The organism is Microbispora sp. H10836 (assembly GCF_012999525.1).
In the GTDB taxonomy this organism is placed as follows: Bacteria; Actinomycetota; Actinomycetes; order Streptosporangiales; family Streptosporangiaceae; genus Microbispora.
The window spans coordinates 273,731-289,726 of the sequence record NZ_JABBWU010000004.1; the positions used below are offsets into that span (position 1 = coordinate 273,731).

The window sequence follows — 15,996 nt, forward strand, 5'->3', positions numbered from 1 at the left end:
CCGACAGTGGCGGCGGGCGCTGGCCCGGTGCTGATCAGGCACCCTCGCCGGGACGGACCAGCCCGGACTCATAGCCGAGGACTACGGCGTGCACCCGGTCACGCAGGCCGAGCTTGGCGAGTATGCGGGTGATATGCGTCCGGACGGTCGTGGCGGAGATCACCAGCCGGTCGGCGACCTCCTGGTTGTCCAGACCCCGAGCCATCAGCGTGAACACCTCGAGTTCGCGCGCCGTCAGCCGGGAGAACGCAGCCGGCGGGCGGCCGGGCGGCGGGGTGGCGAGGAATCGTTCGATGAGCCTCCGGGTGATGGCCGGCGCGAGCAGCGCCTCGTCACGGACGACGGTCCGGCAGGCATGGACGAGGTCGGGAGGGTCCACGTCCTTGAGAAGAAACCCGCTCGCTCCGGCGCGCAGCGCGTCGTGGACGAGGGCATCGTCGTCGAAGGTGGTGAGTACCAGGACCTTGGCCGTGGCGCCGGCCCTCGCCAGCTCACGCGTCGCGCCGATCCCGTCGAGCACAGGCATCCGGATGTCCATGAGCACGAGGTCCGGTCGGAGCTCGCGGGCGGCAGCGACCGCCTGCCGCCCGTCGGCGGCCTCGCCCACGACCTCGAAATCTCCCTCGGTCTCGAGAATGAGCCGGAACCCGGCACGTACGAGCGCCTGGTCGTCGGCCAGCAGGATCCGGATCACGCCACGCTCACGGCCCGCACCAGGGGCAGCCGCGCCCGAACGCGGAAGCCTCCGTCCGGCCGGGGCCCGGCCTCAAGGTCGCCCCCGCACAGCCGGGCCCGCTCCGCCATGCCGATCAGGCCGTAACCGGCCCGCTCGGGCGCCCCGGGCGGGTGTACCCGCGACGCGGGCCGGGCGGCGCCGTCGTCCTCGACCGTGAGACGTACGGCATCCTCGTCCACCACCACGAGGGCACGGGTGGGTGCGCCCGTGGCGTGGCGCATGACGTTCGTGAGGGACTCCTGAACGATCCGGTAGGCGGCCAGGTCGACCGCGGACGGCAGCCCGCCGACCGAACCTCTGACCGTCAGCTCGACCGGCACGCCGGCGGCACGCATGTCGTCGGCGAGGTCGCCGAGCCGGGCCAGGGAGGGACGAGGCCCGGCCGCGGGAACGCCATCGAGGCTCAGCAGGAACCGCAGCTCGGCGAGCGCGGACTTCGCGGTGGCGCGCACCGAGGCGATCACTGAGCGGGCCGTGCCCGGATCGGACTCCACGATGCGCTCGACCGCGCCGAGCTGGATCACCACGACGCTGACGGTGTGTGCGAGCACATCGTGCATCTCCCGGGCGATGCGGGAGCGCTCCGCGTCCCTCGCCTCACGGGCCCGTTCCTCCCGCTCGTGCTCCAGCTCGCGAGCCAGGCGTCGCAGCTCGGTGATGCGCAGCTGCCGGTCCCGGATGGTGCGGCCCGCGAGCCAGGGCGCGAGCGTGATCAGCCCGGTGAACGCGAAGTCGGCCACTGTCTGTGACGCGGCGAACGGGATCGAGCCCCACACCAGGGCCAGGGCCGCGACCAGGCCGACGAGCGCCCGGCGGAGCGGGGCGTAGACCGCGACCGAGTAGACGGTGAGTATGAGCGCGATCACGGCCGCGTAGCCCTGGCTCGTGACGTCCGCGCCCAGGCCCTCCGCGACGAAGAGGGCCGACCACCCGATCAGGACGGCCGGCAGGGGCCGTCGGCGCCGCCACGCGACGGGCGCCGTCATGGCGACCGAGGCGATCAGCGCCGTCGCGCCGCCGTCCCCGGCCATCACCTGCCCGGCACCGAGCGCGACGAGGACGGCGGCCACCGTGAAGTCCACGAGCCGCGGCCGGGCCCTCAGCCACTGCGCCAGGGCGCCGGCGCCGTCGTCGGTCATGGCACGAACCATAGCGGCGCGCTGCCCCGTGCGGCATCGACCCGGGGAGGTAGGCGCATACGAGCAGGCTCGTATGCGGTTCCGCGTGACCTCCGACGATTCCGGCGCTGGCCGTCTCTAGCGTCGGCGGCACCAACCGCTGCCTTCCCCCGGAGGTCCACATGTCACGCCGAAGTACCGCCGTCGCACTGATCACCGGCGCCGTCGCCGGCCTGGCCGGCACGATCCTCCTGCCGGCGTCCGCCGACGCCCCCGCCCAGCTCGCCCTGATCGAGGCGCAGCCCGCCCGCTGGATTGGTGCGAACGTGCTGCTCGTCATCTCGTTCCTGTGCTTCGCCGGTGCCCTGTTCGGGCTCATCGGCCTCTTCCGCGCCGAAGGCTCGCGGCTCGGCGTCGCCGGGTCTGTCCTCGCGGCGCTGGGGTGGGCGCTCCACATCGGTCCCGTCGCCTACGTGATGGCCCAGTACCCGCTCGCCCACCACCCGGACCGGGCAGGTGCGGCCGAGATCGCCGCGGCGATGTTCGAGGCGCCGCCCTTCGCCGTGCTCATCGTCCCGGTGCTGCTGGCGACCGTCGCGGGCACCCTCACCCTCGCCGTCGCCCTCTGGCGGACGCGGCTGGCACCGCGGTGGGCGGCAGTGACGCTGGTGGCGGCACTGGCAGCCGACTTCGCGGCACCCGACGCCGTGTCCGGGATCATGATGTTCGCTCTGATAGGTGTCGCGTTGGCCCCGTTGTCCGCACGGCTGTTCGCGCTGGAGACGACCGCCCGGGCCCGGGTGGCCACGCCGGCCTGACCTGGCGTTGACGTCCGGGGAGATGGTGTGCGGGTGATCAGGCTCTGCTGCTGGTGCGGGTGAGATCGATGTGACATGAGACGGCCACTTCATAATCCTTCGATTCGCTCACATCAACACGAAGGGGACGAAGTGGCCGTCAATGACACTGTGCCCGCTGCCGGGGAGTACTTCGAAGACACCCTCGCCGCGGCGAGCCCGGACCTGCTGCGCACGATGATCCGGGGAGTTCGCCCAGCGGATGATGGACGCCGAGGTCGAGCAGATCTGCGGGGCCGGCTACGGCGAAGTGTCCGACCAGCGAGTCAACACCCGCAACGGCTACCGCACACGCCCGTGGGACACCCGGGCCGGGTCGATCGAACTGGCCGTGCCCCGGCTGCGGTCCGGCTCCTATCCGGGCGTGGCCCCACGCACCGAATCTCAGGCGGCGCGATGCTGTCGCCGATCGCCTATCCGGTGCCGTCCGCGCCCGGTCAGGAGGCGGTCAAGGTGGCAAAGCCCGTCGCGATCCACCACCGCTCGATCTTCCTCTGACTGAGCTTCTCCGGCGGGGTGCTGGTGCAGTTGTTCGGCGCCTTGGGCGGCTTGCAGTACGTACTGCCACCCTTTTTGCCGAGGCAGATGCCGCTGCCGTCCTTATACATCTCGCCGAAGCCACCGCTTGCATTGCAGAGATCCACCATGCTCTTCGGATCGCTCGTCCACGTGACCGTCTTCTCCTCGGCCGACGCGACAGATGCCATTCCCAGCGTGGCGGCCGCAGTGAGCGCGGGAACGAGGACCAAGCGGGCGGCCATCCTGACGGCCGTACTCCCGCTGCCCCTGCCGGTGCTCGCGCCGGTCCGCCTCCCTGCCGTCCCGCCGCCTGATGTTCCGTTCATGATGTCCTCTTCTCCTGCTTCTTCCGTGTCGACTCCGGGCAGAAGCCCGGTTTCCGCTGGTCCAGGCGTACCGCAGCGCGCTTACAACCGGCCGACCGTGCACCGGCCGCCGGCCGGCTCGGTCTTGCGTGCGGTGAGCAGCAGGTACTCCCAGGCCATGGAGGTGGTGCCGGTGTCGTGAGTGTGGCGATGGGCGAGGGCGGCCAGGTCATGGTCCAGAGCGGTGACACGGTCGAGATCGTTCGCGATGGCGCGGTAGGCGGCGACGGTCGGGCCGTAGTTGGATTTGAAGTAGTCGCGGAATGCCTCGGGTGTCGTGAACCTGTCGATCTGCACGGTCCGCCGATCGGCCGTGACATCGGTGATCTGGTCGCCGAATAGCGCGCGGACGTGTTCCGGGCGCCCCCACAGGGGCGGCGGCTGCGTGCCGGGCGGCGGCGGGGGCGCGTAGGGCTTCATCGTCGCGAACATCTGGCCGATGAACCCCTCCGGCGTCCAGTTGAGCAGGCCGATTGTGCCGCCTGGGCGACAGACGCGGAGCATCTCGTCAGCGGCGGCCTGGTGGTGCGGGGCGAACATGATCCCGACACAGGAGAGCACGATGTCGAACTCACCGTCGGCGAACGGCAGCGCCTCGGCGTCGGCCTGGCGCCACTCCAACTCCACGCCGTGCCCAGCCGATGATCGGCGTCCGGCCTCCAGCAGTTCCGGCGTCAGGTCGCAGGCGACGACCTCCGCGCCGGCCAGAGCCGCCGGGATCGCGGCGTTACCCGTTCCGGCCGCGATGTCCAGCACCCGGTCGCCGGGCCCTACGTCGCATGCCTGCACCAGGGTCGCGCCCAGGTCAGGGATGATCTCCGAGGCCACGGCCGGGTAGTCACCCAGCGCCCACATCGCCCGGTGCCTGGCCTTCAAGGCGCGGTCGGTCTCCGCCTCGCTGATCAAATCGCTCATGAAACGAAACTAGGTTCCGACGAAATCGCTTCCTAGTGCAACATCTGTACCGGAGAGACGCCGGGGCGCGGCGGCCGGTCGTCGAGGCGCTCGGCGTCTGGCGCCTCCGCTGGATCGGCGATCTCGGCGATACGGACCTGGACCCGATTTGATCTCTAATGACAGCAACGTCGCCGCCTCCGCTGCTGGGGCGTCCATGGCAGGCTGATGCTCGTGTGGTTACTCCCTTGGCCTGTGCCCAAAGATCCAGGTCAGGGCACATCAAAACCCGGCGCAGCTCATTCAGGTCAGCCGGTGCCGCCGGGAGAGATCAGGCCGGTCTCGTAGGCGACCACCACGGCTTGGACACGGTCACGCAGGCCGAGCTTGGACAGGATGCGCGCGACGTGGGTCTTCACCGTGGCCACGCTGAGGGTCAGTTGGTCGGCGAGTTCGGCGTTGTTCAGGCCGGTGGCGAGCAGGCGCAGCACGTCCAGTTCTCGAGGCGTCAGCTCGGACAGATCGCGGTGGAGGGTGGGCTTCACATTGTCGCGGCGGGCGAAACGCTCGACCAGGCGGCGGGTGATGGTGGGCGCGAGCAGGGCGTCGCCGGAGCGCACCAGACGTACCGCGGCCACCAAATGCTCGGGTGAGACGTCCTTGAGCAGGAACCCGCTCGCGCCCGCGGCGAGCGCGGCGTACACGTAGTGGTCGAGGTCGTAGGTGGTCAGGATCAGCACGCGGGTGTCCTCGGCACCGCCCGCGAGGATCCGCCGGGTGGCTTCGAGGCCGTCCATCTGCGGCATCCGTATGTCCATCAGCACGACGTCGGGCCTGGTACGGCGGACCGCGGCGACGGCTTCGTCCCCGTTGGCGGCCTCGGCCGCCACTTCGATGCCGTCGGCGGCGAGGATCATGCGGAATCCCGTGCGTACCAGTGCCTGGTCGTCGGCGATGACGGCGCGCAACCGCTCGCTCATGCGGTCCTCCACGGGACGCGGGCCTTGATCCGGAATCCGCCCCCGGCCGTCCGTCCGGAGTCCAGAGTTCCTCCGTAAACGCCGAGCCGCTCGCGCAGCCCGATCAGCCCCCTGCCATGGCCGGTCCGCGGCCCGGCGCTCCGTGCCCCGCCGGTGTCGGTCACCTCGATCTCCAGCCAGTCGCCGTCATGACCGATCGTCACGGACGCGGCGGCCCCGGCCGCGTGCTTGATCGTGTTGGTGAGGGCCTCCTGCACGACGCGGTAGGCGGCGAGATCGACTCCGGGAGGCAACGGCCCCGGCGGCGACACCTCGATGCTCACCGGCACGCCGGCGGCGCGGACCCGTTCCACCAAGGCGTCGAGTTGGTCGAGCCCGGGCTGGGGTTCGAGGCCGTCGGAAGGCCCGTCGAGACGCTCGCCGCCCGGGCCGGCGAGCAGGCCCATGACATGGCGCAGTTCGGCCATGGCGGCCCGGCCGCCGGACTCGATCGCGAGCAGAGCCTGCTTCGACTGCTCCGGCTCCACGTCCATGACCTTGCGGGCCGCTCCGGCCTGGATCACCATCACGCTGACATTGTGGGTCACCACATCGTGGAGCTCGGCGGCGATCCGGGACCGCTCCTCCGCGACAGCCCTGAGCATGGCGTCCGCCTGCGCCTGCTGCAACTCCGCGAGCCGATGCCGGCTGGCTCCCAGCTGTCGCCGCCAGAAACGGACGAAGCTCCCGAAGACGCCGACGCTCAGCAGGACGACGAACGGGCCCATCCAATTCGGCGGCGCAGGCGCGACGTCCCGGAAGGCGCCCCCGGCGAGCCCGGCCGCGAGCGCGAGGCCACCCATGGCCAGGAACCTGTTACGGCTGTAGGCGACGGCACCGTACGCGGCGACAGCGCAGGTCAGCACGGTGATCCAGGTGGCACCCGCGTGGGTGGCCAGCGCCGCGGCCAGCACCACCCAGAAGGTGGTGAGCGGGTACCGGCGCCGCGCCGCCAGCGGCAACGCCGTCAGCGCCACAAGGAACGCGGGCGGGTTGTAGGGCTGAGGCTGGGCAGGCGTGTTGCCGGAAGGTTCGCCGGGGAGTGGGAGTGGGTCGTTGGACAGGACGCCAGGAGGTGGTGGGTAGTCGGTCGGGGAATCAGGAGCCGGCGGGCGATCGGGAACCGGCGGTGGGGGCGAGGGGGCAGGTCGGAGCCGCAAGTACTCGATCACTTCGGGCTGATCCGCGATCGGGCCGCTCACTGGATATTTCACCGATACGGTCACCGCGATGACCGTCATGGCGATCGCGACCACCACGTCGGCGGCGAGTGCTCTGCGAGACGGCCTTGGAGGTCCTTCGCCACTCAGCCCCGGCGCGTCCCGGACGCCGCGCCGGTCCGGGTAATCCTCATCCGGTCGGCTGTCCAGGTCGAGCAGATGCCGCCACCACGGCAGTCGTTCACCGGTTTCCACCGGCACATTGTCACCGCCTGCCTGTCCGTCACGCATCGGCCGTTGTGACGGGGCTCACGGTCTTGGGGAGTACATCGCAGGGATGACCTGACGGCCCTTCCTTCTCAGGAGGTACGCGATCTCGGCATGACGGCCGACGCGCACCGGCAAGGGCAGTGCCTAGTTTCGTTCCCGCCATCACGCCGCTCTGACGCCACATCCTCGACCGTGACCTCGACCTCGCCGAAAGCGTCGAGGCTGTTCATGACCACCTCTCAGGAGGACACAGCGTGACTTCTGTTCTGCAGGCCCAGGCACTGGGCAAGAGGTACGGCAAGCGCTGGGCGCTGCGCGAGTGCACCATCGACATCCCGACGGGCCACGTCGTCGGGCTGGTGGGACCCAACGGAGCCGGCAAGACCACGCTGCTGAAGCTGGCCGGCGGCCAACTCGAACCGACGGCCGGCGACATCACCGTGCTCGGCGGCCGGCCCGGGGGTACGCCCGCGCAACTGGCCAGGGTCGGGTTCGTCGCCCAGGACACCCCCGTCTACGCGGGGCTGACCGTCGCCGAGCACCTGCGGCTGGGAGCCCGGCTCAACCCCCGCTGGGACGACGGCATGGCGCGGGAGCGTATCGCGCGGCTCGGACTCGTCCCCGCACATCGGGCGGGCAAGTTGTCGGGCGGTCAGCGTGCCCAGCTCGCCCTCACCCTGGGCCTGGCCAAGCGGCCCGAGCTGCTGATCCTGGACGAGCCGGTGGCCTCACTCGATCCGCTGGCCCGCCGCGAGTTCCTGCAGGGGCTGGCGGAGGCTGCCGTCGCGCACGAGCTGAGCGTGCTGCTCTCCTCCCACCTGGTCTCTGACCTGGAACGGATCTGCGATCACGTGATCGTGCTCGCCGACTCCCGCGTCCAGATGGCCGGGGAGGTCCACCGGTTACTGGCCGCCCATCACCGGCTCACCGGCCCACGCCGCGATCCCGACCGACTCCCCGCCGGCCAGTACGTCATCTCCGCCAGCCACACCGAGCGACAGAGCACGTACGTGGTCCGTACCGACTCCCCGATCCACGACCCCGTGTGGACGGTCAGCCGTCTCAATCTGGAGGACCTCGTCCTCGCCTACATGGACAAGCACGCCGCGGAGAACCGGCGGGCCGCCGTGGAGGTGCAGCGATGATCTGGCTCACCTGGCGCCAGTTCCGCGGCTCGGCCCTGATGATGGCCGCCGTACTCGTGGTTCTCACCGCCGCCCTGGCCATGACCGGCCCGGACCTGGCCTCCCAGTACGCCGCCGGGATCGCCGGTTGCACTCCGGACGACATCTGTGACCTGTTCTTCGACCGCTTCTTCGACGGACATCAGCTCCCCTTCGTGGCCGTCAGCTTTGTCGTGCTGGCCCTGCCCGCTCTGGTCGGGCTCTTCTGGGGGGCACCGTTGATCACCCGCGAGCTGGAGGCGGGCACGCATCTGCTGGTGTGGAACCAGAGCGTCACCCGCGGCCGCTGGCTGGCGGTCAAGCTGGGGCTCGTCGGTCTGGCAGCCGTGGCCGCCGCCACCGCGAGCGGCCTCGCGGTGACCTGGTGGTCCGATCCCCTGGACAAGTCGGCCGTTCTCGACCTGGCCCTGATGGCTCCTCTGGTGTTCGGCGCGCGTGGCATCGCCCCTATGGGGTATGCGGCCTTCGCCGTCGTCCTCGGTGTGACCGTGGGCATGCTGGTGCGCCGCACTCTGCCCGCCATGGCCCTCACCCTGGTCGTCTTCACCGCGGTCCAGGTCGCCATGCCGCTGCTGGTCCGGCCCCACCTGATGCCCCCGGTCACCGCGACCTTCGAGCTCAGCCACGTGAACGGAGGCGGCATCCACATGCAGGGGCAGGGAGGCGGACCCGTGTACATATCCATGCGGCCGGGCGTTCCCGGCCACGCGGGCGCCTGGGTCCTGTCCAGCGACCTGCTCGATTCGTCCGGACGTACGATCGCCGGCATGGGCGAAGAAGCGCCCCTCCCCTTGTCGGGGACGTCGGGACCCTGCGCACCGGCAGGGGGACCACCGAGCTCGGACCCGTGCTGGGGCGAGATCAACCGGCTCGGCTACCGGCAGCAGGCGACCTACCATCCCCTGGAGCGCTTCTGGCCCTTCCAGTGGATCGAGACCGGGATCTACGCCGTGCTCACCCTCGGTCTCACATGGTTCTCCTTCTGGTGGATCCGGAGACGTCTGTCATGACCACCATCAGGACCGCGGCCGCCGTACTCGCCTTCCTCCTGGCGGCGGCCTGCACGGCGCCGACACCACCGCGCACTCAGGCGAGCACGGCGGGCGCAACGGCCTGCGCGCATCCCCAGGGACGGCTCGGGACCGAGACGGCCACCACGATCGACGTCATCGAGCAGGCGTACTTCTGCATCCTCGGCAACTACTACAGCGGCCCGACGCTGGACGCCCGCTCGCTGCTGGCCGCCGGATTTCTCGCCCTGACCCAGGAGATCAACCGCGACGGGCGCGACGTGCCGGAGGCGATCATGCCGGCGCTGACCGGCGACAGGAAGGCCGACTGGGCCGCCTTCGAGGCCGCCTACCGGAAGATCACCAATCGGGCCCCAGACCTGCGCGGCAAACTGGCCGTGGTCACCCTTGAAGGCATAGTGGCCGCCCTCGGCGACAACCACGCCCGCTGGACGCACGACGTCGAACGGCCGCCCGACTACTACGACGGCGACGGCTACGGCCTGGGTTTCCAGGCGAACGTCAGCGGCTTGCAGGTGGACGGCAGCACCCCCCGCGTCGCCCTCCCGCCGCTGTTCGTCACGACCGTCGAGGGCGGCGCGGCGCGGGCCGCCGGGCTGCGTCCCGGCGACATCGTCGAGTCGATCAACGGGTCGGCGCCCTTCGTCGACGGCGAGGCCACCCCGGCGATCGCCACCCTGTATCCGGAGTACCCGGAGGCGAGGCCGGTCGAGTTGCGGCTCCTGCGGCCGACCACCGGCCGCCGCTGGACGGTCTCGCTCAAGCCCGGCCTCTACCCGCGGGATCCGGCCACCCTGCCGGTGGTGAGTTCGAAGCTGCTGGACGACGACGTCGCCTACGTACGGCTGACCGGTTTCACGTCCAACTCGGCGAACAGGGTGCTCAAGGCGATCTCCAGGCTGCGAACCGGCCGGACGCTGTCCGGCGTCGTGCTGGACCTGCGCGGCAACGGCGGCGGCAGTCCCGTGGAGGCGATCCGGCTGGTGAGCGCGTTCGTCCACGGCAAGATCACCGCCTACCAATGCACCGTGGACAACAGATGCGCGGCCGCGCGCACCGACGACACCGTCGAACTGCTCAACCTGCCGCTGGTCGTGCTCATCGACCACGGCTGCGTCTCGGCCTGCGAGCACTTCAGCTCCGCGGTCAAAGACCTGCACCTCGGCCAGTTGGTCGGCACCAGAACCGCCGGCGTGATCTCCGGCCCGGCGCAGTCCTACCTGCTCGCCAACAACACCCTCCTGAGCTTCCCCGCCAGGCACCACCTCGGGCCCGATCGCGAGTTCATCGACCGGATCGGCGTGCCGCCCGACCGCTACGTGCCCCTCACCCCCGAGGAGGCGGCCGCCGGACGTGACCCCGCACTGGCGACGTCCCTGATCTTGCTGCCCGAGTGAACGGACTCCCCATGAGACTGATCCTGGCCGTCGCCCTAGGACTGGTCGTCCTGGCCGCGCCCGCCTGCTCCGCCCCCGCACCGCCCCGGTCCGACGCCCCGTCGGTCACGCCGGCCGGCCCCGCGACCCTGCCCGCGCCCACCGGTGACCGTCCGGTCGGCACCACGGTCCTGCATCTGACGGACACCTCCCGCCCCGACCCCTGGAACCTCGACGTCCAAGCCAGGGAGCTCAAGGTCACCCTGTGGTACCCGGCCGAGCAGCGCGACGGGCAGCGCTCGCCCTACATGACGCCGAAGGAGTCGGAGCTGCTCCTGAAAGGCTCGGGGATCGCGAGCACGCCGTACGACACGCTGAGCAAGACACGGACCAACGCCGTCGAGGATGCGGACCCCTCCGGGCACAAGCTTCCGCTGGTGGTGCTCTCACCCGGTTTCACCAAACCGATGAGCACACTCACCTCCCTGGCCGAGGACCTGGCCAGCCGAGGCTACGTCGTGGCCGGCATCGACCACACCTACGAAAGCTACGCCACCACCCTGTCCGACGGCCGGGTCGCCGAATGCCTCGCCTGCGACAGCAACAGCGACCCGGGCTTCGGCGCCGGACTGGTCCAGGGCCGGGCCGCCGACGTGTCCTTCGTCCTCGACCAGCTGACCTCCAAGTGGAAGCACTCCGACCTGATCGACCACAGAAGGATCGCGATGGTAGGCCAGTCGATCGGCGGGGCCAGCACTGTTGCGGCCATGGTCAAAGACCCACGCATACGCGCCGGAGTCGACATGGACGGCACCACCTACGCTCGGATCCCCACGGGCGGCCTCTCCCGGCCGTTCATGTTCCTGGGTGCGCAAGAGCATGTCCCGGGCGGCCACGACAATTCGTGGGACCGTGACTGGAAGCTGCTGACCGGGTGGAAGCGCTGGCTCGTGCTGTCGGACGCCGAACACCAGTCCTTCACCGACATCCCGCTGGTGGCAGACGTCCTCGGCCTCGAACCTCTCCCTGGCATGCTGCCCGCGGCCCGTGGCGCAGAGCTCACCCGCACCTACGTGGCCGCCTTCCTCGACCAGCACCTGAAGTCGCAGCGGCAACCTGTCCTCGATGGCCCGACGTCCCGCTACCCCGAGGTCAAGTTCTGCCCGCGCCGCACACCTGTCCTGCGCAGGGCGGCCAGCTGAAATCGCCGTTGAACGCGAACGGGACCATCCGGCCGACAGGCGAGTATGTCACTTTGGGTAGTTGTGACATTACAGAAAGTAGTAGCAAGATCTGGGGTGACCATCACAACTGCCGAGGAGGCTTTCTTGACGCTGTCCAGCGTTCCCGCTCTCGCCCGCCGCCTGGCCGGTACCGCCGCCCTGGTCTTGGCAGCCGGCACCGTCTGCCTGCCTGCTACGGCGGCCACCCTGCCGGCGCAACCGCCGCAGGGCGTGGCCGCGCCGCAGAACGGCGCTGCCCAGCGGCCCGCCGGAGATGACGTGTACCGCACCTGGTACACGAGCCACTCCAAGTGCGTGGCGGCAGGTCAGGGAGGGATCGATCGAGGCCACTGGGAGCACTACACCTGCTCCGAGGGCGACTGGTTCTGGCACCTGTGGACCAACCGCTGAGCCGACGGGACGACGGGCACATGGAAGACGGCCGCGAGCCGGGCGTGGCGCGCTAGTTCCGCATACTCGGTGTAGGAGCCGTAGGCGCAGGTGCCGTATGAAGCGGCGCCTGCGCGCTCGGGTCTGGCCGGCCGTACGCAGCCGAACCAGGTCCGGTGAGCGGCCGTCTAAGGAGCCATGACAGCAGACGCGCTGCGCCCGGGGGACCCGGCGATGCTGGGCCGTTACCGGCTGGCGGGCAGGCTCGGCTCGGGTGGCCAGGGCGTCGTCTACGAGGGCTACGACGAGGTGGCCAACCGCGTGGCGGTCAAGGTCCTGCACGCCTACCTGTCCGGCGACTCACCGTTGCGCCGCCGCTTCACCCGGGAGGTCACCGCGGCGCAGCAGGTGGCGTCGTTCTGCACGGCCCGCATCCTGGATCACGACCTCGACGGCGAGCGCCCCTACATCGTCACCGAGTTCGTCCCCGGTCCGAGCCTGCGCGCGGCGGTGCGGGAGGAGGCCCCGCTCTCGGGCGACCCGCTGCACCGGCTGGCGGTGGGCATCGCCACCGCGCTGGCCGCCATCCACCAGGCGGACGTGGTGCACCGTGATCTCAAGCCGGAGAACGTCCTGCTGGGGCCCGACGGGCCACGAGTGATCGACTTCGGTATCGCCCGGGCCGCCGGCCTGTCGATGACCTCGATGGGGGAGCTGGCCGGCACCCCGATGTACATGGCGCCAGAGCTGTTCTCCGGAGGACGCGCCGAGCCGGCGGCCGACGTGTTCGCCTGGGGCGCGGTGGTCCTGTTCGCCGCGACGGGACGGGACGCGTTCACCGCCCCGACGACGTTCGCGGTCATCAACCGGCTGCTCAATCACGACCCCGACATCGATGTCCTGCCGGAGAGGCTGCGGGAGCTGGTTCGCGCCGCGCTGTCGAAGGACCCGGCCGCGCGTCCGTCCGCGGAGCATCTGCTGCTGGCGCTGCTCGCTGGTGGTGGTGAAGATGGCGGTGGTGAAGATGGCGGTGGTGAAGATGGCGGTGGTGAAGATGGCGGCGTACGCGCGAGGATGGCCGAGGGCGCCGAGGCCGCCGCCGACGTGCGGCCGCCCGGCGGGCCCGCCGACGAGCCGACGCTCGGCGCGGTGGCCGAGCAGTGCTACGCCGGGCTGCCGCCGTCCGAGCGCCAGGTGGCACGCGATCTGCTGCTGCGCCTGGTGGACGTCCGCGACAGCGACGAGGCGCCGCGCATCGCCGCCCTGGACGAGCTGATCGAGGTACGGCACGCCGAGCGGGTGCTCGCCGCGCTCGAGCAGGCCATGGTGGTCCGCCGCCAGGGAGACGCGGTCGCCATCGGGAACGCCGCTCTGCTGTACGCATGGCCCAGGCTCCACGAATGGGTGACGGGCGACCGCGAGGCGCTCGGCCGTCACCGGGAGCTGGGCGAGGCCGCCCGGCGGTGGGCGCGCAACGGCCGCCGCCCGGACGACCTCCTCCGCGGTACCGCGCTGCGCCAGGCGCTGGAGTGGACGGACACCACGCATCTGACCCTGAACACCACCGAGCAGACGTTCGTCGAGGTGAGCAGGACCGCGTCGGTGCGGCTGACCAGGCGGCGCCGCCTGGTCACCACCGGCCTGACGGTCCTGCTCGTCGCCTCGCTCACCGGCGGCGCCCTCGCCTGGCAGCAGTCGGTGCGGAGCGACGAGGCCGGCAGGCGCTTGGCCGATGAGCGGGCACAAGCCACGGCCCGGCGGGTGGCCCTGCAGGCGGACGCGCTGCGCGAGATCGACCCGGTGAAGGCGATGCTGCTCAGCGTGGCCGCCTACCGCATCGCGCCGGTCCCCGAGAGCGCCTCCGCGGTGCTGAGCTCGCTCGCCCAGCAGGAGCAGTCGGTCTTCACGGATCCCGCCGCGGCCAACGAGGGACGGGCGCTTAGCCCCGACGGGCGGACGCTGGTCAGCGCCGGCGCCGGCCGGGTGACCGCCTACGACGTGGTGACCGGACGGCCGGTCAGGACCTTCGGCGGGATCGGCGAGGCGCCCGTCACCGCCGCGATGGGCCCTGACGGTGACACGCTGGCGCTCGCGCGGGGCAAGATGATGGAGCTGTGGAGCCTGCGGACCGGCAGGCGGCTGGGCGGGGGCCGGTGGGGGCCGGAGGAGATGAAGGGCGACGACGGTCGCCCGGACAGCGTGGAGTTCAGTCCCGGCGGAGGTTACATCGTCGTCCAGGACAACATCGGCGGGCCGTACGTCGCGCTGTGGAACGTGGCGCGGCGGGCGCTGGAAAAGCCGCAGAAGCCGGACGAACACCTGGGCGGAGCGCTGCTCGGACCGGGCGACCGCTTCGGTCTCGTCAACGGAGCGCTGCGGGCGTTCCCCGATGGGGGAACGCCGGCGGGCAGGCGGCTTCCGCGCGACGTGCCGGGGGCGGTCCTCGCCTTCAGCCCCGACGGCGCGCTGGCCGCCGTACAGGGGAGCGGAACGCGGCTGTGGAACCTGTCCACCGGCACGTGGGACCGGCGGGTCCTCCCCGGGCTCTACACCGACGCCGTGTTCAGCCCCGACGGCCGCTTCCTGATCACCTTCGTGAACGCCGCGGGCGGGCGCCTCACGCTGTGGCGGCTGGATGACGCGGCCCCGATCCTCCGGCTCACCGTCGCCTCCAGGATCGTCGGATCCCCGCGGCTCGACTCCGGAAATCGCACCCTGAGAATCCTGGATGACGCCGGACGGGTGACCACCTACGACGTCAGCCGGCTGACCGGTCCCCGGCGCGTCCTGCCTCCCGACGCTCTGCACCCGCGGTTCACCGCCTCGGGAGACGCGTTGTTCGCCCTGACGGGCGGCACCGTGCGCAGATGGTCGGTGCCCGGCTTCACGGAGAACGGGCGGCTCGAAAAACGCTTTCCACTCCGTGGGCGGGACAGGGACGCGCTGATCACTCAGGTAAGCCCCGACGGGCGTACCGTGGTCACCCTCCCCCCATACGACCTCAAGGGCCCCACACTCTGGGACGCGGAGTCCGGGCGCAAGCTGGGCGAGGCGCCCGTGGCCTCGGAGTACGACAGGGCGGACATGCAGATCAGCCCTGACGGCCGCCTGCTCGCCATCAGCCACACCCTGCCCAGCGACTACTACGGCCGGGGCAGCGTCGTCATCGTCGACCTCGCGCAACGCAAGCAGGTGATGCGGTTCGGCCCCGTCGCGGGAGGCAGCCTGTCCTTCAGCTCCGACAGCAGGTTCCTCGTGACCGCCGATCAAGGAGGCACCGACGTCATCGACCTCGTCGCCCGTAGGGTGCTTCCCGCCGAGGAAGGCCCCGGCACGCTCGCGGAGAGGTGGATGACGCTCGCGCCGAAAGGCCCGCTGGGCGCATCTCCGTACGGGAGCAGAGCGGTGGCCCTGTGGGACACCCGCACCTGGCGTACGACGGGCCGGGTGTTCAGGGTGCCGGGAGACGTGGTGGGGGCCAGGTTCTCGCCCGACGGGCGAATCCTGGCCGTCGCCCACGACACCAGGGTGACGCTGTTCGACGCGGTCGCGGGCCGTCAGCTCGGCGCCGGCTGGACCGTGACCACCGGCATGTTCGATCCGAACGCGATGGCCGGCCCCATGCCCGCGCTCGCTTTCACGGCCGACGGCTCACTCCTGCGCGTGGTCGGGTACGACGGCGCGTTCCAGGAGCTGCCGGTCGACCCCGCGAAAGCCGTCCCTGCCGTGTGCGCGCGGGCCGGGCGCCGGCTCGCACCGGAGGAGTGGCGCGAGCACGTGGGAACAGACCTGGGCTACCAGGAGGTCTGTTCCGCCTAGATCAAGCGAGAGGCATCCCCGGACCTCCGGCCGGG

Annotated in this window: 13 protein-coding genes and 1 pseudogene; 8 read left to right on the forward strand and 6 right to left on the reverse strand. The window is 70.9% G+C overall.

The annotated features are described in order from the left end of the window. Positions 1-34: 34 nt before the first annotated feature. Positions 35-694, reverse strand: a complete 660-nt coding sequence (locus HHX30_RS10830; RefSeq protein ID WP_169981747.1) for a response regulator transcription factor — start codon at positions 692-694, stop codon at positions 35-37. Then, a complete protein-coding gene (locus tag HHX30_RS10835) occupies positions 691-1,875 on the reverse strand; it encodes a sensor histidine kinase (RefSeq protein WP_169981748.1) in 1,185 nt (394 codons plus the stop codon). The genes HHX30_RS10830 and HHX30_RS10835 overlap by 4 nt, the downstream gene beginning before the upstream one ends. A 161-nt stretch (positions 1,876-2,036) precedes the next feature. On the opposite strand from HHX30_RS10835, the gene HHX30_RS10840 reads away from it, so the two are divergent. Next, positions 2,037-2,672, forward strand: coding sequence for a hypothetical protein (locus tag HHX30_RS10840; protein ID WP_169981749.1), 636 nt, complete (start codon positions 2,037-2,039; stop codon positions 2,670-2,672). A 150-nt stretch (positions 2,673-2,822) separates the two neighbouring features. After that, a pseudogene (locus tag HHX30_RS41515) lies at positions 2,823-3,069 on the forward strand (transposase); the annotation flags it as partial. 79 nt (positions 3,070-3,148) lie between these two features. Here the strand turns inward: HHX30_RS41515 and HHX30_RS10850 are convergent. The 4 genes from HHX30_RS10850 to HHX30_RS10865 all read right to left on the reverse strand — a co-directional run bounded on the left by HHX30_RS10850 (position 3,149) and on the right by HHX30_RS10865 (position 6,485). Continuing rightward, positions 3,149-3,472: a hypothetical protein gene (locus tag HHX30_RS10850; protein ID WP_169981750.1), complete on the reverse strand. Its 324-nt coding sequence runs from the start codon at positions 3,470-3,472 to the stop codon at positions 3,149-3,151. Positions 3,473-3,637: 165 nt separating this feature from the next. After that, positions 3,638-4,510: a class I SAM-dependent methyltransferase gene (locus HHX30_RS10855; RefSeq protein WP_169981751.1), complete on the reverse strand. Its 873-nt coding sequence runs from the start codon at positions 4,508-4,510 to the stop codon at positions 3,638-3,640. A 287-nt stretch (positions 4,511-4,797) separates the two neighbouring features. Beyond that, on the reverse strand, positions 4,798-5,469 hold the full coding sequence (locus HHX30_RS10860) for a response regulator transcription factor (protein WP_169981752.1): 672 nt from the start codon (positions 5,467-5,469) through the stop codon (positions 4,798-4,800). Then, positions 5,466-6,485 carry a histidine kinase gene (locus tag HHX30_RS10865; RefSeq protein ID WP_169981753.1) on the reverse strand — a complete coding sequence of 340 codons (1,020 nt, stop codon included), beginning with the start codon at positions 6,483-6,485 and terminating at the stop codon, positions 5,466-5,468. Before HHX30_RS10865 ends, HHX30_RS10860 begins: the two co-directional genes overlap by 4 nt. 707 nt (positions 6,486-7,192) lie before the next feature. On the opposite strand from HHX30_RS10865, the gene HHX30_RS10870 reads away from it, so the two are divergent. The 6 genes from HHX30_RS10870 (at position 7,193) to HHX30_RS10895 (ending at position 15,961) form a co-directional block, all read left to right on the forward strand. Then, entirely contained in the window at positions 7,193-8,083 is an 891-nt protein-coding gene (locus HHX30_RS10870) for an ABC transporter ATP-binding protein (protein WP_169981754.1), read from the forward strand. Then, on the forward strand, positions 8,080-9,132 hold the full coding sequence (locus tag HHX30_RS10875; protein ID WP_169981755.1) for an ABC transporter permease: 1,053 nt from the start codon (positions 8,080-8,082) through the stop codon (positions 9,130-9,132). Before HHX30_RS10870 ends, HHX30_RS10875 begins: the two co-directional genes overlap by 4 nt. Further along, complete coding sequence (locus tag HHX30_RS10880) at positions 9,129-10,550, forward strand: S41 family peptidase (RefSeq protein WP_169981756.1); 1,422 nt, start codon at positions 9,129-9,131, stop codon at positions 10,548-10,550. Before HHX30_RS10875 ends, HHX30_RS10880 begins: the two co-directional genes overlap by 4 nt. Before the next feature lie 11 nt (positions 10,551-10,561). Continuing rightward, positions 10,562-11,731, forward strand: a complete 1,170-nt coding sequence (locus HHX30_RS10885; RefSeq protein WP_169981757.1) for an alpha/beta hydrolase — start codon at positions 10,562-10,564, stop codon at positions 11,729-11,731. A 126-nt stretch (positions 11,732-11,857) separates the two neighbouring features. Next, positions 11,858-12,163, forward strand: a complete 306-nt coding sequence (locus HHX30_RS10890) for a hypothetical protein (RefSeq protein WP_169981758.1) — start codon at positions 11,858-11,860, stop codon at positions 12,161-12,163. 177 nt (positions 12,164-12,340) lie between these two features. Then, positions 12,341-15,961, forward strand: coding sequence for a WD40 repeat domain-containing serine/threonine protein kinase (locus tag HHX30_RS10895; RefSeq protein ID WP_169981759.1), 3,621 nt, complete (start codon positions 12,341-12,343; stop codon positions 15,959-15,961). Positions 15,962-15,996: the final 35 nt, after the last annotated feature.

Bases quoted from the DNA above. Each gene is read 5' to 3' on its own strand.
- HHX30_RS10855 (WP_169981751.1), bottom strand. From the start codon at position 4,510: ATGAGCGATTTGATCAGCGAGGCGGAGACCGACCGCGCCTTGAAGGCC.
- HHX30_RS10860 (WP_169981752.1), bottom strand. From the start codon at position 5,469: ATGAGCGAGCGGTTGCGCGCCGTCATCGCCGACGACCAGGCACTGGTA.
- HHX30_RS10850 (WP_169981750.1), bottom strand. From the start codon at position 3,472: ATGGCCGCCCGCTTGGTCCTCGTTCCCGCGCTCACTGCGGCCGCCACG.
- HHX30_RS10895 (WP_169981759.1), top strand. From the start codon at position 12,341: ATGACAGCAGACGCGCTGCGCCCGGGGGACCCGGCGATGCTGGGCCGT.
- HHX30_RS10885 (WP_169981757.1), top strand. From the start codon at position 10,562: ATGAGACTGATCCTGGCCGTCGCCCTAGGACTGGTCGTCCTGGCCGCG.
- HHX30_RS10835 (WP_169981748.1), bottom strand. From the start codon at position 1,875: ATGACCGACGACGGCGCCGGCGCCCTGGCGCAGTGGCTGAGGGCCCGG.
- HHX30_RS10880 (WP_169981756.1), top strand. From the start codon at position 9,129: ATGACCACCATCAGGACCGCGGCCGCCGTACTCGCCTTCCTCCTGGCG.
- HHX30_RS10875 (WP_169981755.1), top strand. From the start codon at position 8,080: ATGATCTGGCTCACCTGGCGCCAGTTCCGCGGCTCGGCCCTGATGATG.
- HHX30_RS10840 (WP_169981749.1), top strand. From the start codon at position 2,037: ATGTCACGCCGAAGTACCGCCGTCGCACTGATCACCGGCGCCGTCGCC.